14 protein-coding genes are annotated in these 15308 nt (G+C 73.6%); 11 read left to right on the forward strand and 3 right to left on the reverse strand.

The annotated features are described in order from the left end of the window. The first annotated feature begins 16 nt into the window (after positions 1 to 16). The 4 genes from ABT034_RS16580 (at position 17) to ABT034_RS16595 (ending at position 5034) form a co-directional block, all read left to right on the forward strand. Entirely contained in the window at positions 17 to 1330 is a 1314-nt protein-coding gene (locus tag ABT034_RS16580) for an ABC transporter substrate-binding protein (RefSeq protein ID WP_351215661.1), read from the forward strand. A 320-nt stretch (positions 1331 to 1650) separates the two neighbouring features. Beyond that, positions 1651 to 2616, forward strand: coding sequence for a carbohydrate ABC transporter permease (locus tag ABT034_RS16585; RefSeq protein WP_502972947.1), 966 nt, complete (start codon positions 1651 to 1653; stop codon positions 2614 to 2616). Beyond that, positions 2613 to 3551 carry a carbohydrate ABC transporter permease gene (locus ABT034_RS16590; RefSeq protein ID WP_351215663.1) on the forward strand — a complete coding sequence of 313 codons (939 nt, stop codon included), beginning with the start codon at positions 2613 to 2615 and terminating at the stop codon, positions 3549 to 3551. Before ABT034_RS16585 ends, ABT034_RS16590 begins: the two co-directional genes overlap by 4 nt. 79 nt (positions 3552 to 3630) lie before the next feature. Beyond that, positions 3631 to 5034 (forward strand): GH1 family beta-glucosidase, encoded by a 1404-nt coding sequence (locus ABT034_RS16595; protein ID WP_351215665.1) that lies wholly within the window; start codon positions 3631 to 3633, stop codon positions 5032 to 5034. A gap of 94 nt (positions 5035 to 5128) precedes the next feature. On the opposite strand, the gene ABT034_RS16600 is transcribed toward ABT034_RS16595, so the two are convergent. Both ABT034_RS16600 and ABT034_RS16605 read right to left on the reverse strand, forming a co-directional pair. Continuing rightward, positions 5129 to 6499, reverse strand: a complete 1371-nt coding sequence (locus ABT034_RS16600) for a carbohydrate-binding protein (protein ID WP_351215667.1) — start codon at positions 6497 to 6499, stop codon at positions 5129 to 5131. A gap of 174 nt (positions 6500 to 6673) precedes the next feature. Then, positions 6674 to 7627, reverse strand: a complete 954-nt coding sequence (locus ABT034_RS16605) for a LysR family transcriptional regulator (RefSeq protein WP_351215669.1) — start codon at positions 7625 to 7627, stop codon at positions 6674 to 6676. A gap of 223 nt (positions 7628 to 7850) precedes the next feature. On the opposite strand from ABT034_RS16605, the gene ABT034_RS16610 reads away from it, so the two are divergent. Further along, positions 7851 to 8516 (forward strand): GOLPH3/VPS74 family protein, encoded by a 666-nt coding sequence (locus ABT034_RS16610; RefSeq protein ID WP_351215671.1) that lies wholly within the window; start codon positions 7851 to 7853, stop codon positions 8514 to 8516. Between the two features lie 55 nt (positions 8517 to 8571). Here the strand turns inward: ABT034_RS16610 and ABT034_RS16615 are convergent, their stop codons facing one another. Further along, complete coding sequence (locus ABT034_RS16615; RefSeq protein WP_351215673.1) at positions 8572 to 9294, reverse strand: TetR/AcrR family transcriptional regulator; 723 nt, start codon at positions 9292 to 9294, stop codon at positions 8572 to 8574. A 97-nt stretch (positions 9295 to 9391) separates the two neighbouring features. On the opposite strand from ABT034_RS16615, the gene ABT034_RS16620 reads away from it, so the two are divergent. The 6 genes from ABT034_RS16620 (at position 9392) to ABT034_RS16645 (ending at position 15308) form a co-directional block, all read left to right on the forward strand. Then, positions 9392 to 11026: an amidohydrolase gene (locus tag ABT034_RS16620; protein ID WP_351215675.1), complete on the forward strand. Its 1635-nt coding sequence runs from the start codon at positions 9392 to 9394 to the stop codon at positions 11024 to 11026. Between the two features lie 241 nt (positions 11027 to 11267). Continuing rightward, positions 11268 to 12035 (forward strand): GntR family transcriptional regulator, encoded by a 768-nt coding sequence (locus tag ABT034_RS16625; RefSeq protein WP_351215677.1) that lies wholly within the window; start codon positions 11268 to 11270, stop codon positions 12033 to 12035. Between the two features lie 45 nt (positions 12036 to 12080). Beyond that, positions 12081 to 12308, forward strand: coding sequence for a 4Fe-4S dicluster domain-containing protein (locus tag ABT034_RS16630; protein ID WP_351215679.1), 228 nt, complete (start codon positions 12081 to 12083; stop codon positions 12306 to 12308). A 14-nt stretch (positions 12309 to 12322) separates the two neighbouring features. After that, on the forward strand, positions 12323 to 13669 hold the full coding sequence (locus ABT034_RS16635; RefSeq protein WP_351215680.1) for an ABC transporter substrate-binding protein: 1347 nt from the start codon (positions 12323 to 12325) through the stop codon (positions 13667 to 13669). Further along, the gene (locus ABT034_RS16640; protein ID WP_351215682.1) at positions 13666 to 14541 is read left to right on the forward strand and encodes an ABC transporter permease; all 876 of its coding nucleotides are present in this window, start codon (positions 13666 to 13668) and stop codon (positions 14539 to 14541) included. The genes ABT034_RS16635 and ABT034_RS16640 overlap by 4 nt, the downstream gene beginning before the upstream one ends. Next, complete coding sequence (locus ABT034_RS16645; protein ID WP_351215684.1) at positions 14538 to 15308, forward strand: ABC transporter ATP-binding protein; 771 nt, start codon at positions 14538 to 14540, stop codon at positions 15306 to 15308. The genes ABT034_RS16640 and ABT034_RS16645 overlap by 4 nt, the downstream gene beginning before the upstream one ends.

The following is a 15308-nucleotide window of genomic DNA, read 5'->3' on the forward strand; positions in this document are numbered from 1 at the left end:
CCAAGGGAGGCTTCCCATGCCCATCGCCCGAGCCGCCAGCACCACGAGGAGAGCCGTCGTACGTCTGGGGGCCGTCGCGCTCACCGGCGCCCTGCTCGCCGCCTGCGGAGGGACGTCGGACGACACGTCCGCCGACGGCGCGGGGGGCGAGGTCACCCTCACCGTCGACCTGTTCGGCTCCTTCGGGTACAAGGAGGCCGGGCTGTACGCCGAGTACGAGAAGCTCCACCCGAACATCACCATCAAGCAGACCGACACGGAGGACGAGGCCGACTACTGGAAGTCCCTCCAGACCCGGCTGGCCGGCGGCGGCGGCCTCGCCGACGTGCAGGGCATCGAGGTCGGCCGGATCGCCTCCGTCACGCAACAGCAGACCGACCGGTTCGAGGACCTGCGGAAGTACGGCGCTGAGGCGCTCAAGGACCAGTTCGCCCCGGCCAAGTGGGCCGCCGCCACCGGCAAGGGCGGCGAGGTGCTCGGGCTCGGCACGGACGTCGGCCCCGAGGCGATGTGCTACCGCACCGACCTGTTCAAGCAGGCCGGGCTCCCCACCGACCGCGAGGAGCTCGCCAAGAAGTGGGCGACCTGGGACGGGTACCTGGCGCTCGGGAAGCAGTACAAGGCGAAGGCACCCGGCAAGAGCGCCTGGCTCGACAGCGTCGGCAGCCTCTACTCGATCATGATCGGGCAGGAGAAGGAGCGGTACTACGACGCGTCCGGGAAGCTGATCTGGGAGAACAACCCCGCCCTGCGCACCGCCTGGGACCACTCCGTCAAGGCCGCCCAGGACGGGCTGAGCGCCAAGCTCGACCAGTGGTCCCCGCAGTGGAACCAGGCGTTCGCGGCCGGCTCCTTCGCCACGATCCCGTGCCCGGCGTGGATGCTCGGCTACATCAAGGGCCAGGCCGGCGAGACCGGCAAGGGCAAGTGGGACGTCGCCGCGCTGCCCGGCGGCGCCGGCAACTGGGGCGGCTCCTACCTGGCGGTGCCGAAGGCGGCGAAGCACAAGAAGGAGGCGTACGAGCTGGTGAAGTGGCTGACCGCGCCCGAACAGCAGACCAAGCTCTTCGAGAAGCAGGGCAACTTCCCCTCCGCCACCGGTGCGATCGCGAAGGTCGCCGGCGCGAAGGACCCGTTCTTCTCGAACGCCCCGATCGGGCAGATCTTCGGTGAGGCGGCGAAGGCGGCCCCGGTCCAGGTGCTCGGCGTGCACGACCAGAACATCGCGCAGCAGATCACGAACGCGCTGAGCGAGGTCGAGCGGAAGGGGACCGCGCCGGAGAAGGCCTGGTCGAACGCGAAGAAGGGCGTCGAGAACACGATCGGCTGACCGGCACCAACCGCCGGCCCCCTCGGCCGAACGCCCGACGGCCCCCGGCCCAACGCCGCACCCCCCTCGGCCGAACGCCCGACCCGCCCCCGGCCGAACGCCGGACCGCCTCGGCCGAACGCCCGACGGCCCCCGGCCCAACGCCGGACCCTCCTCGGCCGAACGCCCGGCCGCCCCGGCCGGAACGCGCACCCCGTGCGCGTCACACGCACACGCGTGTCGCCTCCCCGCGCCTCCCGCGCTCGGGGCGCCCGCCCCGCAGCCCTCCTGCGCCGGGCGCCCCCCGACCCCTCCCCCGTACCCCTCCGAAGGGCCGCACCGTGACCCTCACCGCATCCGAGAGCCCGGCCCCGCCGAGGCCGGTCCCGCCGCCCTCGCGGTGGGGATCCGCCCGGCGGGCCTGGCAGACGTTCTCGCCGTACGCCTACCTCGCCCCGTTCTTCACCCTGTTCGCCGCCTTCGGCCTGTTCCCGCTGATCTACACGGCCTTCGTCTCGCTCTACCGGGTGGAGCTCCAGACGCCCGGCGCGATGGAGTGGCGCGGCCTCGGCAACTACACCGCGCTCCTCGGCGACGAGTACTTCTGGCTCTCGCTGCGCAACACCTTCACCATCGGTGTCCTCTCCACCGTGCCCCAGCTGGTGATGGCCCTCGGCCTCGCGCACCTGTTGAACTACCGGATGCGCGGCCGCACGTTCCTGCGGACCGCGATCCTCCTGCCGTACGCGACCTCGGTGGCCGCCGCCACCCTCGTCTTCGCCCAGCTCTTCGGGCGGGACTTCGGTCTGATCAACTACGCGCTCGGCCTGGTCGGCATCGATCCCGTCGACTGGCAGAACGGCACGGTCGCCTCGCAGATCGCCGTGTCCACGATCGTGATCTGGCGCTGGACCGGCTACAACGCGCTCATCTACCTGGCGGGCATGCAGTCGATCCCGAACGAGCTGTACGAGGCCGCCGCGATGGACGGGGCCTCGCGGTGGCGCCAGTTCTTCCACGTCACGCTGCCGGGGCTGCGGCCCACGATCCTGTTCACCGTCATCGTGTCGACGATCGGCGCGACCCAGCTGTTCGGCGAGCCGCTGCTCCTCGAAGGGTCCATCTCGGGCGGCATCTCGCACCAGTACCAGACGCTCGGCCTGTACATGTACGAGCAGGGCTGGGGCTTCTTCCACCTGGGCCGGGCCGCCGCCATCGCCTGGGTGATGTTCCTGCTCATCGTGGCGCTCGTCGGGGTCAACGCCCTGATCGCTCGCCGCCGTTCCCGCAAGGAGGCCGGCCGATGACCGCGCCGATCGCCCCCGCCCCGGCCCCGGCCCCGCACGGGCCCTCCGAACCGCCGGCCGGTCCCCCGGCCTCCGTACGCGCGCGCGTGCCCCGGCGCGGGGCCTCCCGGGCGGGCCGCACCCTGCACGCCGGTCCGCTCGCCTACGCGATCCTGATCGTCGCCGTACTCTTCTCGGCGTTCCCCTTCTACTGGACGATCGTCGCCGCGAGCCGCTCCAACGCCGATCTGGCGAAGGTGCCGCCGGCCCTGCTGCCCGGCCCGAACCTGATCCGCAACTTCGAGGCGGTCCTGGAGGAGGCCGACATCGGCAAGGCCCTCCTCAACAGCCTCGTCGTCTCCGGCTCGATCACCCTCGGCACCGTGCTGTGCTGCACGCTCGCCGGCTTCGCCTTCGCCAAGCTCCGCTTCCGGGGCCGGGGAGCGCTCCTCGCGATCACCGTCGGCACCATGATGATCCCGCCGCAGCTGGGCGTGATCCCGCTGTTCATGCTCATCGCCGAACTCGGCTGGGTGAACCAGCTCCAGGCGGTGATCCTGCCCGGCCTGGTGTCCGCCTTCGGCGTGTTCTTCATGCGCCAGTACCTGGTGCAGGCGCTGCCGGACGAGCTGATCGAGGCGGCCCGGGTCGACGGCGCCTCCACGGCCCGGATCTTCTGGTCGATCGTGGTGCCGATCGCGCGGCCCGGCATGGCGGTGCTCGGTCTGCTGACCTTCATGGCAGCGTGGAACGACTTCTTCTGGCCGGTCATCGCCCTCACCTCCTCCGAGCCCACCGTCCAGGTCGCCCTGCGCCAGCTCGGCGGCGGCTACGTCCACGACCAGTCCGTGATCATGGCGGGCACGCTGCTCGGCACCCTGCCGGTGCTGCTCGTGTTCGGCCTGCTCGGCCGGCAGATCGTCGGCGGAATCATGCAGGGCGCGGTGAAGGGCTGACCGCCGCGCCGCCACCGATCGGCCGGCGCGCCGCCCCCAGCATCCCCCCAGACGTCTCACCCCAGGGAGTTCCCACCCCATGACCGCGCTCGACGCCCGTACCGACACCACGACCGTTTTCCGCTTCCCCGAGGGCTTCCGCTGGGGCACCGCCACGGCCGCCTACCAGATCGAGGGGGCGGCGGCCGAGGACGGCCGCACCCCGTCCATCTGGGACACCTTCAGCCGTACGCCCGGCAAGGTGCGCAACGGCGACACCGGTGACATCGCCGCCGACCACTACCACCGGGTCGACGAGGACGTCGCGCTGATGAAGCGGCTCGGCGTGACGGACTACCGGTTCTCGGTCGCCTGGCCCCGGGTCCAGCCCACCGGGCGCGGCCCGGCCGTGCGCAAGGGCCTGGACTTCTACCGGCGCCTCGCCGACCGGCTCCTCGACGCCGGCATCCGGCCCGTGGCGACGCTCTACCACTGGGACCTGCCGCAGGAGCTCGAGGACGCGGGCGGCTGGCCGCACCGGGAGACCGCCTTCCGCTTCGCCGAGTACGCGGGCATCATGGCGGACGCCCTGGGTGACCGGGTGGCGACCTGGACGACGCTCAACGAGCCCTGGTGCGCGGCCTTCCTCGGCTACGGCAACGGCGTGCACGCCCCGGGCCGCACCAGTGCCCTCGCCTCGCTGCGCGCCGCCCACCACCTCAACCTGGCGCACGGACTCGCCGCTCGTGCGCTGCGCGGGGTGCTGCCGGGCTCGTCGGAGGTGTCCCTGACCCTCAATCTCCATGCGGTACGGGCCCTCTCCGCGGCGCCCGAGGACGTGGACGCGGCCCGCCGCATCGACGCGGTCGCCAACCGCGTCTTCCTCGACCCCGTCTTCCACGGGCGGCTGCCGGAGGACCTGGTCCGCGACACGGCGTCGGTGACGGACTGGTCCTTCGTACGGGACGGCGACCTGGCGACGGCGGCGGCGCCGCTCGACTCGCTCGGCATCAACTACTACTCCCCGTCCGTCGTGGCGGCCGGCACCTCCGAGTCGCCCTCGCCGTGGGCGGGCGCCGAGCAGCACGTCCGGTTCGAGCCCGCGCCCGGTCCGCGCACCGCGATGGACTGGCCGGTGGACGCCACGGGGCTGCACGAGCTCCTGGTCCGGCTGCGGGACGAGCTGCCGGGCGTACCGCTGGTGATCACGGAGAACGGCGCCGCGTACGAGGACTACGCCGACCCGTCGGGTCAGGTGAAGGACCCGGAGCGGGTGGCGTACCTGCACGCGCATCTGGCGGCGGTGCACCGTGCCCTCGCGGACGGGGCGGACGTGCGGGGGTACTTCGTGTGGTCGCTCCTGGACAACTTCGAGTGGGCGTACGGCTACAGCAAGCGGTTCGGCATCGTGCACGTGGACTTCGCGACCCAGCGCCGTACGCTCAAGGACAGCGCCCGCTGGTACGCGGAGGTCATCGCGCGGGGAGGCCTTGCGGAGTCCTGAGCGGGCGGACAGCCCGGAGGGGTGCCGCGAATCCCCCCACGGGTTCGCGGCACCCCCGGTCACCGACCGGCGCGGGCCATCGGCCGGACAGCGGTCACAGGCGCTGCCACAGAGCCGGTACGTTCGGCGGCTCCCAGCCGGTCTGGGCCTGGTGGCCCTGGAGGCAGCGGTAGCTCGCGCCGCCGTACGTGACCACGTCACCGGCCGCGTAGACCTTGCCCGCCGCCCAGGTGCCGCCCGGCTCCGGGTCGCCGGGGCCGGGGCCCGGGTCGACGCCGGTGGTCTTCAGCGTCAGGCCGTAGTTCTGGAGGAGCGGGTTCAGCGGCTGGAAGAAGGTCGTGCCGCCGCTGGAGCAGTTGCCCGAACCGCCGGACGTGACGCCCTGGGCCTGGCTGCCGGAGATGTACGAGCCGCCGGAGTCGCCGGGCTCGGCGCACACGGTGGTACGGGTCACCCCGGAGATGGTGCCCTCGGGGTAGGTGACGCTCGTGTTGTGCTGCTGCACGGTGCCGCAGTGCCAGCCGGTGGTCGAGCCGGAGCGGCAGACGGAGGAGCCGACGGGCTGCAGGACCGAGCCGGTCACCTGTATGTTCGCACCGCCGGCGCCCTTGACGTACGGGGTGGAGGTCCAGCTGGAGTTGGCGGCGACCCAGGCCATGTCCTTGCCGGGGAAGACCGAGCCCTGGAAGGTGCCCTGGGCGACCTGGTTGAACCCGCTGGTGGCGGTGCCCGCACGGCCGCAGTGACCGGCGGTGGCGAAGCCCTGGGTGGTGCCGCGGGTGACCGCGAAGCCGACCGAGCAGCGGCCGCCGCCGCCCATGTAGTACGCGTCGCCGCCCCGGATGTCGTAGAGCGGGCGGGGCGCCTGCCCGGTGCGGACGACACGTACGAGGTCGCGCGGGATCCCGGCGGTCCCGACGAGTCGCTCGCCCGCCCCCGCTCGGGTCTCCTCGACGACCAGGACGTTGGCGCGGACGTCGACGTACCGGACGGGTGCGTCGGTGGTGGCGGACCGGTCCAGGGCCTCCTTCGCCCGTTCCAGTTCGGTCAGACTGTGCGTCACGAGCCGGGCGCGGGCGCCCGAGGCCCGTATCGCGGCGGTGTCGGCGGGCCGGGTGGTGGCCACGGTCAGGGTGCCCGCGTCGGCGCCGTCCAACCAGGCGCCGGCGAAGGCGCCGCCCAGGCCCTGGCGGAGCCGGGCGGCGGTGGCGCCGGCCTCGGCCTCGTTGGCGAGGCGGGTCAGGGCCTGGGAGTGGGTGAGTCCCAGGTCGCGCCGCATGGCGTCGAGCAGTTCGGGCCGGGCGGCGTCGGCGCCGAGGGTCTGGGCGGCGGTCCTGACGGTCGCGGTGCGGTGCGCGCCCTGGTCGTCCGGGGCAGCGGCGGCGGAGCCTGCCTGGAGTCCGGTCAGCGCCATTCCGGCGGCGACGAGGGCGGTACACGCCGTGCGGGCGTGTCGTCGGAGCATGGGGTGTCTCCTCGGTGATCGGTCTCGGTTCCGGTTCTCGGTGGGGGATCTGCTGGAACCGTAGGGATCCCGGGGAGGGAGCGGCAGTTACCGGTCGGCCCCTGCCATCGCGTTATGGCGGAGGATCCGAGGGGGCCCGCCCGTCGTCGCGGGTTTCGCTCCCGGGCTCGCGCTTCATCGCGGGCTTCCCTCCCGGGGCGCGGGCGCCGGGGCGGGCACGCGACCCGCGCTGGTGGCCAGGGCCTCGGTGTGCGCGGCCCTGGTATGACCGAGGACGGCGGCGGCGCGGCCGGCCGCGCGCCCCTCGGGGTGCCAGCCGAGCAGGTGCCGCCAGACGAGCGGGGCGCCGGCGAGGGGCCGGGTGACGAGACCGGGCGTGACGGGGAAGGTGGCCCGGCACAGGCCGACGGCCCGGCCGACCTGCACCAGGTGCACGCAGGAGGCGGTGTCCGTCTCGTACACACAGGCCGGGGTGAACCCCGCCCGCACGCAGGCGGCCGCGAAGCAGTCGCCGAAGCAGCCGTCGCCCGGTACGTCGGTCCAGGCCTCCGCAGCGAGTTCGGCCAGGTCGATCTCGGCCCGGTGCGCCAGCGGGTGGTCGGCGGCCAGCATCACGTACACCGGGTCGCGGGCGACCTCCGTCCACGCCAGCCGTCCCGCCTCCGGCGGTCCGCTCTCCCCGCAGACGCCGACCAGGGCGAAGTCGAGCCGCCCGTCGGCGACCCCGCCCGCGATCTCACGCTCCGACCACGAGGTGTACGTGGTGACCAGGGCGCCCGGGTCGGCGCGGGCGATCCGGTCGACGAGGCCTCCGAGCAGCGGGCCGTGCGTGCCGCCGAGCCGGTAGCCCTCGGCTCCGTCGCGCGCGAAGCGCACCGCCTCCTCCTGGAGCTCGCAGACGGCGGGCAGCACCACGCGCGCGCGGTCGAGGACCAGGTCCCCGAGCGCCGTGGCCCGTACCCCCTCCCGTCCCCGCTCGAACAGGGCGCCGCCCAGGGCCCGTTCGATCCGCTTGAGCTGAGCACTGAGCGCGGGCTGCGCGAGCCCGAGCGCGGTCGCGGCACGCGTGAGGCTACCCGCGTCCGCGATGGCCCGGATCGTCTTGAGGTGCCGCAACTCCAAGTCCATACCGAGAGCTTGACGCCCCCGCCCGCTGCGGTCCAGACCAAAGCCGTCACGGCTCGGGGCCGTCCCCCGCGCGAAGACGACGGCGCAGGTCGCGAGGGGTGGCGGCCCGGTCGAGGGAACCATAGGCCCGCGTCGGTCGTCCTCAGAGGCGAAGGGTGCCGGGGCGGGGCGGATGACCGTCCGGGCGCCGGGGACGGGCACTGTGGAAGGCAAGGGGTATCGGGTGGCGGTCACGCTCGCTGAGGAGATCATGCTGCTGTCGTTGGACGACGAGTCCGGGGCGGCGAAGGAACGGCAGTCCGCCGCGTGGGCCGTCGCGGGCGGCATTTTGCTCGATCTCGTGCTCGCGGGGCGCGTGTCGGTGGACGACGGGCGGGTGCGGGTGACGGACGCGACCCCCACCGGTGTTCCCCTCCTCGACCAGCGGCTGCGGCAGCTCACCGTCTGGTGCGGAAAGAAGAGCAGGGCCCCGAAGGTCACCGAGTGGCTGACGAAGGACCACAGCAAGGCCGTGAAGGCCACGGTCGAGAGCCTGTGCGAGCGGGGCCTGGTGCGCGAGGAGCAGCACAGGGTGCTCGGCCTCTTCCCCCTCACCCGCTATCCGGAGGCGGACGGCTCCGTCGAGCGCGAACTGCGGGCCAGGCTGAGCGCCGTGCTTCTCGAAGGCCCCACGCATCACGCCCGCACCACGGGTCTCCTCGCTCTGATCCATGGCGCCAAGCTGCACCGCCTCGCCTTCCCCGACGCGCCGCGCAAGGAGATCGCGGCCCGCCTGGAGGAGCTCACGGCGGGCGAGTGGGCGGCGGAGGGCGTGCGCCGGGCGATCCGTGACATGCAGGCCGCGATGGTCGCGGTCACGGCCGCCACGATGATGACGGTCACCAGCTGAGCACCGCGCCTCCTCGGCGTTCGCCGGTGCGCCCGTGTACGGCCCGACCCGGTTCTCAGGGGCGCGCGGCGGTGTCCACCGCCTCCGGGTGCAGTGCCGCCGCCGCGGCGAGCGTCAGTTCCAGGGCGAAGGGGTAGCCGCTGCCGCTCATGTCGGCGGCGAGCAGCGGGAAGGTCGCGGCGATGTGCGGGTGGGTGTCGGGCGACAGCCTGCCGTACACCGCGTGCCAGACCTGTTCGTCCGCCTCCCGGGCCGCCGCCGGCAGGGCGAGCGCGGCGGCGTCCTGGGCGGCGAAGGCGAGGGCCTGGTCGACGAAGGCGTGGTAGACGCGCACGGCGAGACGGTCGGGAAAGCCCGCCGTACGGAGGATGCCGAGGATCCGCTCGACGGTGCGGGTCTCGTGGGGGCGGCCGGTGGTGCGGTACGCGGCGAGGACGGCGGCCTGCGGGTGCGCGAGGTAGCAGGCGTGGATCCGCAGGCCCATCGAGCGGAGGTCCTCCCGCCAGTCCCCCGTCGCCGTCCAGCCTTCCTGGGCCCGGCCGACCAGCTCGTCCGCGAGGGCGAGCAGCAGGGCGTCGGTGTTGCGGAAGTAGCGGTAGAGCGCGCTCGGGTCGGCGCCGAGCGCGGCGCCCAGTCTCCGTACCGAGAGGGCTTCCGCGCCGTGCAGGGCGACCAGGCGGAGCGCCGTGTCGACGATCAACCGCTCCGAGAGGACGGCCCCCTGCTTGGTGGGTCTGCGGCGCCTGCGGCTGCCTTCGGGGACCACGCGTTCTGACATGGCGGGACCTTATGTCAACGGCATTGACGTGTAAACGGCCCTGCGGCTTGCATGGCACCCGCACCCCCTTTTTCGTCCCGTCCTCCGGAGCATGCGCATGGCCAAGGCCGATCTCGTCTTCACCCGTGGTCCCGTCTTCACCGTGGACCCGGCCCGGACCCGGGCGTCCTCGCTCGCGGTCGTCGGTGAGCGGATCGTGGCCGTCGGCCACGACGAGGTGCGGGAGCTCATCGGCCCCGGCACCGAGGTCGTCGACCTGACCGGGAAGCTGCTGCTCCCCGGCTTCCAGGACGCCCACGTCCACCCGGTGTTCGCCGGGATGGAGCTGGCGGAGTGCGATCTGACCGGGACGGTCGGCGTCGACGAGTATCTGGACCGGGTCGGCTCGTACGCGCGGGCGCACCCGGACGCCGAGTGGATCACCGGGGGCGGCTGGTCCATGGAGAGCTTCGACGGCGGGCTGCCGACCCGGCGGCTGCTCGACGCCGTCGTCCCCGACCGGCCGGTCCTGCTGTCGAACCGGGACCACCACGGGGCCTGGGCCAACACGCGGGCGCTCGAACTGGCCGGGATCACCGCCGGCACCCCCGACCCCGCCGACGGCCGGATCGAACGCGAGCCGGACGGTACGCCCAGCGGCATGCTCCAGGAGGGAGCCGCGGCGCTCGTCGCCCGGCTGGTGCCGGAGAGCACGGCGGCGGACCGCCTCGCCGGGCTGCTGCGGGCCCAGTCGCTGCTGCACTCCCTGGGCATCACCGGCTGGCAGGACGCGCTCCTCGGCGAGTTCAGCGGGCGGCCCGACCCCGCGGACGCCTACGTGACCGCCGCGCGCGACGGTTCGCTCACCGCCCGGGTGGCCGGGGCGCTCTGGTGGGACCGGACGCGAGGCGCCGAGCAGATCCCCGAACTCGTCGACCGGCGGGCGGCCTTGAGCACCGGGCGGTTCCGCGCGGGCTCGGTGAAGATCATGCAGGACGGGGTGGCGGAGAACTTCACCGCCGCGATGACCGCCCCGTACCTGGACGGCTGCGGCTGCGCCACCGCCAACTCGGGCCTGAGTTTCGTCGATCCCGGGGCGCTGCGCGGGTACGTGACCGAGCTCGACGCCCTCGGCTTCCAGGTCCACTTCCACGCCCTGGGCGACCGGGCCGTGCGGGAGGCCCTCGACGCGGTCGAGGCGGCGGTGGAGGCCAACGGGCGGCGCGGCAACCGCCACCATCTCGCCCACCTCCAGGTCGTCCACCCCGACGACCTGACCCGCTTCGCCGCGCTCGGGGCCGTCGCCACGATCCAGCCCCTCTGGGCGGCCCACGAGCCGCAGATGGACGAGCTGACCATCCCGTTCCTCGGCCCGGAGCGGGCCGCCTGGCAGTACCCCTTCGGGGATCTGCTGCGGGCCGGTGCCACGCTGGCCGCCGGCAGTGACTGGCCCGTCAGCAGCCCCGACCCGCTCGCGGGCCTCCACGTGGCGGTGAACCGACGCGACCCGGAGGCCTCCGACGGCCGGATCTTCTATCCCGAACAGCGCGTCGACCTCTCCACGGCGCTCGCCGCCTACACCGCCGGTGCCGCCCATGTGAACGGTCTCGACGACACGGGCAGCCTGCGGCCCGGCAACCTGGCCGACCTCGTCGTCCTGGACCGCGACATCCTCACGGCGCCGCCGGAGGAGATCGCGGAGGCGAGCGTGGAGCGGACCTACGTCGGCGGCCGGCTCGTGCACTCCGCCTGACCCGGGGGGTCCTCGGGGCGCTCCACCACCCTCTCTCGACGGCTCGCCGCCGCCAGGTCACGGGCCGACGACCCGACCCTTCCGCATCGTGGGCGGACGGTGTCCACGTGGTGGGCAGCGGAGTGGCGGATCTTTCCGTCGGGCCCTCATCACCGCAGGTCAGAGCGGCGCCTACGGGATGTCAGGTGGCGCAATACTGCCGCAACACCATGCGGGGCGGCCCGCCGCTACGTTCCCTGTCATGCCCGCCGAACCCGCTCCCGCCGCCCGTCCCGTCGCCGCCGCCCGCTCTCGTCGGCTGCGCGCGGACCGGGCGCGGCAACTCGCCGACCTGCTGCGCCACCAGATCCTGGCCGGCGGTTTCCCGGGCGGGGTCCTGCCGCTGGAGGACGTGATCGCGGCCGACCACCGGGCCAGCAGGAACACCGTCCGGCAGGCACTTGACCTCCTGCGCGGCGAGCAGCTCGTCGAGCGGCAGCCGGGGGTCGGCACGGTCGTGGTGTGCGAGAAGTTCCCGCACGGCCTGAACCGGCTCCAGGGGCTCGCCGAGACCCTGCACGCACACGGACGGGTCACCAACGAGATCCGGACCGTCGGTCCGGTCTCCGCCCCCGGCCCCGTGGCCCACCGGCTCGCGCTGCCGGCGCACTCCGACGTGCTGTGCGTCGAGCGGCTGCGGCGGCTCGACGGCCTGCCGCTCTCCCTCGACCTGTCGTACCTCCCGATGGACATCGGCGGCCGGCTCCTCGGCTGCGACCTGGAGAACACCGATGTGTTCCGCCTCCTGGAGGAGCTGACCGGAGGTCCGCTCGGGCACGCCGAGATCACCCTGGAGGCCGTCAACGCGGACGCGCACTCCGCCGCCGTGCTCCAGGCGCCCCGCGGGGCCGCCGTCCTCATGCTGGAGCGGTTGACCCGTCTCCCCGACGGGCGTCCGGTGGACCTGGAGTTCATCCGGTTCCGCGGCGACCGCATCACCATGAGCGGCATTCTGCACCGCTCCCTCTGACACCTCGGTACACCGTCCCCCATCCGCCCCTTCCTGGAGACCGCCATGCCTCTGATCCCCCAGCGCGCCGACGTGCCCGTGACCATCGACGCGTCGAAGTGCATCGAAGGCTGCACGCTCTGCGTCGACATGTGTCCGCTGGACTCGCTCGCGATCCGCGAGGAGGACGGCAAGGCGTACATGCACGTCGACGAGTGCTGGTACTGCGGCCCGTGCGCCGCCCGCTGCCCCACCGGCGCGGTCACCGTCAACATGCCCTATCTGCTCCGGTGAAAGGCCGAACCCCCATGTCCCGAGCACGACTCCCGCTGCTCCTCCCGCTCGCCCTGCTGCTTCCCCTCGCCACCGCCTGCGGCGAGGGGTCGGACGCCGGGGGCCCGTCGGGGGCGAGGACGGTCACGGTGACCGTCGGCTACCAGTCGAAGACCATCAACACCGTCACCGCCGGCACCCTGCTGCGCTCCCTCGGCCACTTCGAGGAGGAACTCGCAGCCCAGGGCAGGAAGGACGGCACGACCTACCGGGTGGTCTGGCAGGACTACGCGACCGGGGCGCCGATCACGGCGCAGATGACGGCGGGGAAGATCGACATCGGGTCGATGGGTGACTTTCCGCTGCTGATCAACGCGGCCCGCGGGAAACAGCTCAAGGAGCCGACCCGACTCGTCGCCGTCACCGGATACAACCTGCGCGGCGGCCTCAACACCGTGGTGACCGCCCCCGGTTCGCCCCTTCGGTCCCTCGCGGACCTCAAGGGCCGCAAGGTGTCGAGCAGCGTCGGCTCGGCCTCCGACGGGACGCTCGTGCGGGCGCTCCGGCGTGCCGGGATCGACCCGGCCAAGGAGGTCCACAAGCTCAACCAGCAGCCCAGCGTGGGGGCTTCGGCCCTGGCCGCGGGCAGTGTCGACGCGCTGTCCCAGTTCGTCGCCTGGCCGGGTCTCCTCGCCTACCAGGGCAGAGCCACGGCCTTGTACGACGGCGCCGAGCTGAACGTGCCGACCTTCCACGGGGTCACGGTCCGGCAGGAGTTCGCCGAGCGGCGGCCCGCCGTCCTCGACGCCTTCCTCCGCGCCCAGCGCCGGGCCACGGACCATCTGCGGACCCGGCCGGTCGTGGCCGCCGAGACGGTGGCGAAGGAGACCGGGCTGCCCGCGGAGGTGGTGTACCTCTACAACGGCGCGCAGGGCATCGCCACCTTCGATCCGACGCTCCGTCCGGAACTGGTCGCCGCGCTCGAGGAGGACGTCCCGGTCCTGAAGGAGGCCGGTCTGGTGACGGCCGTCGACGTGGATGCCTTCGTGGACACGGCGCCGCTGCGGCGGGCGGCGCCGGACCTCGCCTACCCGGAGGCGGTCGCCCCGAAGCCCGAGCTGTGGCTGAAGGGGAAGACCTCGACGCGTACCTTCGACACTCCCGCCCAGCTCCTCCGGGCCGTCAGGGGCGCCTCGGTCAGGGCCGCCTACGTGCCGGACGCGGTGACCGGGACGCCCTGGTTCGCGGACCGGTCCGTGTGGATCGCGGACGGCTCCCGGTGGCTCGCCTTCATGACCCGGTCGGGGGCGGAACGGTACGTCGCCGGGCACCCCGGCTCGCGGACCTTCACCTACGCCGACGCCGTGAGGCTCGCCTCATGAGTGCCCTTCACCGCGTGGTCCGGGTGGCCTCCCCCCTCGCCGCCCTCGGCCTCTGGCAGCTGCTGACCTCGCTGGACGTGAACCTCTGGCTGCGGTTCGAGCAGTTCCCCACGGTCGGCGAGGTCGCCACCGCCCTCGCCGACCGGGTCGGCACCGAGGCGTACTGGCAGGACCTCGGCCACAGTCTGCGGCGGATCGCCGCCGGCTTCCTCCTCGCCGCCGTCCTCGGCGTGGCGGCCGGCACGGCGGTCGCCCGGTCCCGGTGGGCCTCGGACCTCCTGGACCCCCTGGTGGAGGTGGTGCGCCCCATCCCCGCCATCGCCCTGGTACCGGTCGCGATCCTGCTTCTGCCCACCAACGAGCAGGGCATCGTCTTCATCACCTGCGCGGCGGCCCTCTTCCCCGTGCTCGTGTCGACCCGGCACGCCGTGCGCGCCCTGGACCCGGTGTGGGAGGAAGCGGTGCGCACCCTGGGCGGCGGCCGGGTGCGGGTCCTCTTCTCGGTGGTGTTGCCGGGCGCCCTGCCGGGGATCTTCGGCGGCCTCTCGGTGGGCATCGGCGTCGCGTGGATCTGTGTGATCTCGGCGGAGATGATCTCCGGCGAGTACGGGGTGGGTTACCGCACCTGGCAGGACTACACGGTCGTCGACTACCCGGGCGTCTTCGTCGGCATGGCCACGATCGGCGTCCTCGGCCGGCTCACCTCCACGGCGGTCGAGTCGCTGGGCCGCCGGGTCACCGCGTGGCTGCCGGGCTCGGTCGGCCGGCGGACGTCCGGCCTCCGGAGTCGCGCCGCGGGCCGCCCGGCGGATCCGCCGCCGGTCCCCGCCCCCGCCCCCGTACCCCTGCCCCGGAAGGAGCCGGTGCCATGAGGACCGTGAACCGCACCGGCGGACCCGGGGTTCCGTCCGCTGCCCCCACCGGTGCGGAACTCGCCCTGGACGGCGTCCGGCTCGGTCACCGCGTCGGCGGCGCCGTGCCCGGCACCGTGGGGCTGCGCATCGCGCCCGGTGAGCTGCTGACCGTCGTCGGCCCCTCCGGCTGCGGGAAGACAACCCTGCTGCGCACCCTCGCCGGGCTGCTGCCCCCGCTGGAGGGGCGGGTCACCCAGGACGGGGAGCCGGTCCGGCGCCCCGGCGCCGACCGGGCCGTGGTCTTCCAGGACGACGCGCTGCTCCCCTGGCGGTCGGTCCGTGCCAACGTGGAACTGCCGCTGGCGATCCGCCGGGTGCACCGGTCGGAGCGGCAGCGGCGCGCCCAGGAGTGGCTGGAGCGGGTCGGACTCGGCGGGCACGCCCGCAAGCTGCCGCACCAGTTGTCCGGTGGGCAGCGGCAGCGGGTGCAGCTGGCCCGCGCCCTCGCCGGGCGGCCCCGCGCGGTCCTGATGGACGAGCCGTTCGGCGCGCTCGACGCCCACACCCGTGCCGCGATGCAGGACCTCCTGGTGGAGATCCTGCGCGGCACGGGCGCGACCGTCGTCTTCGTCACCCACGACGTGGACGAGGCCCTCCATCTCGGCGACCGCGTCGTCCTGTTCGGGTCCGGGGACGTCCTGGACGTGCCCCACCCGCGCGCGCGGGAGGCGCGGGACGCGCCCGCCACGGCCGCCCTGCGCCGCCGCGTCCTCGACTCCCTGTGA

The sequence above is a fragment of the Streptomyces sp. NPDC002773 genome, assembly GCF_040295605.1.
Classification (GTDB): Bacteria; Actinomycetota; Actinomycetes; order Streptomycetales; family Streptomycetaceae; genus Streptomyces.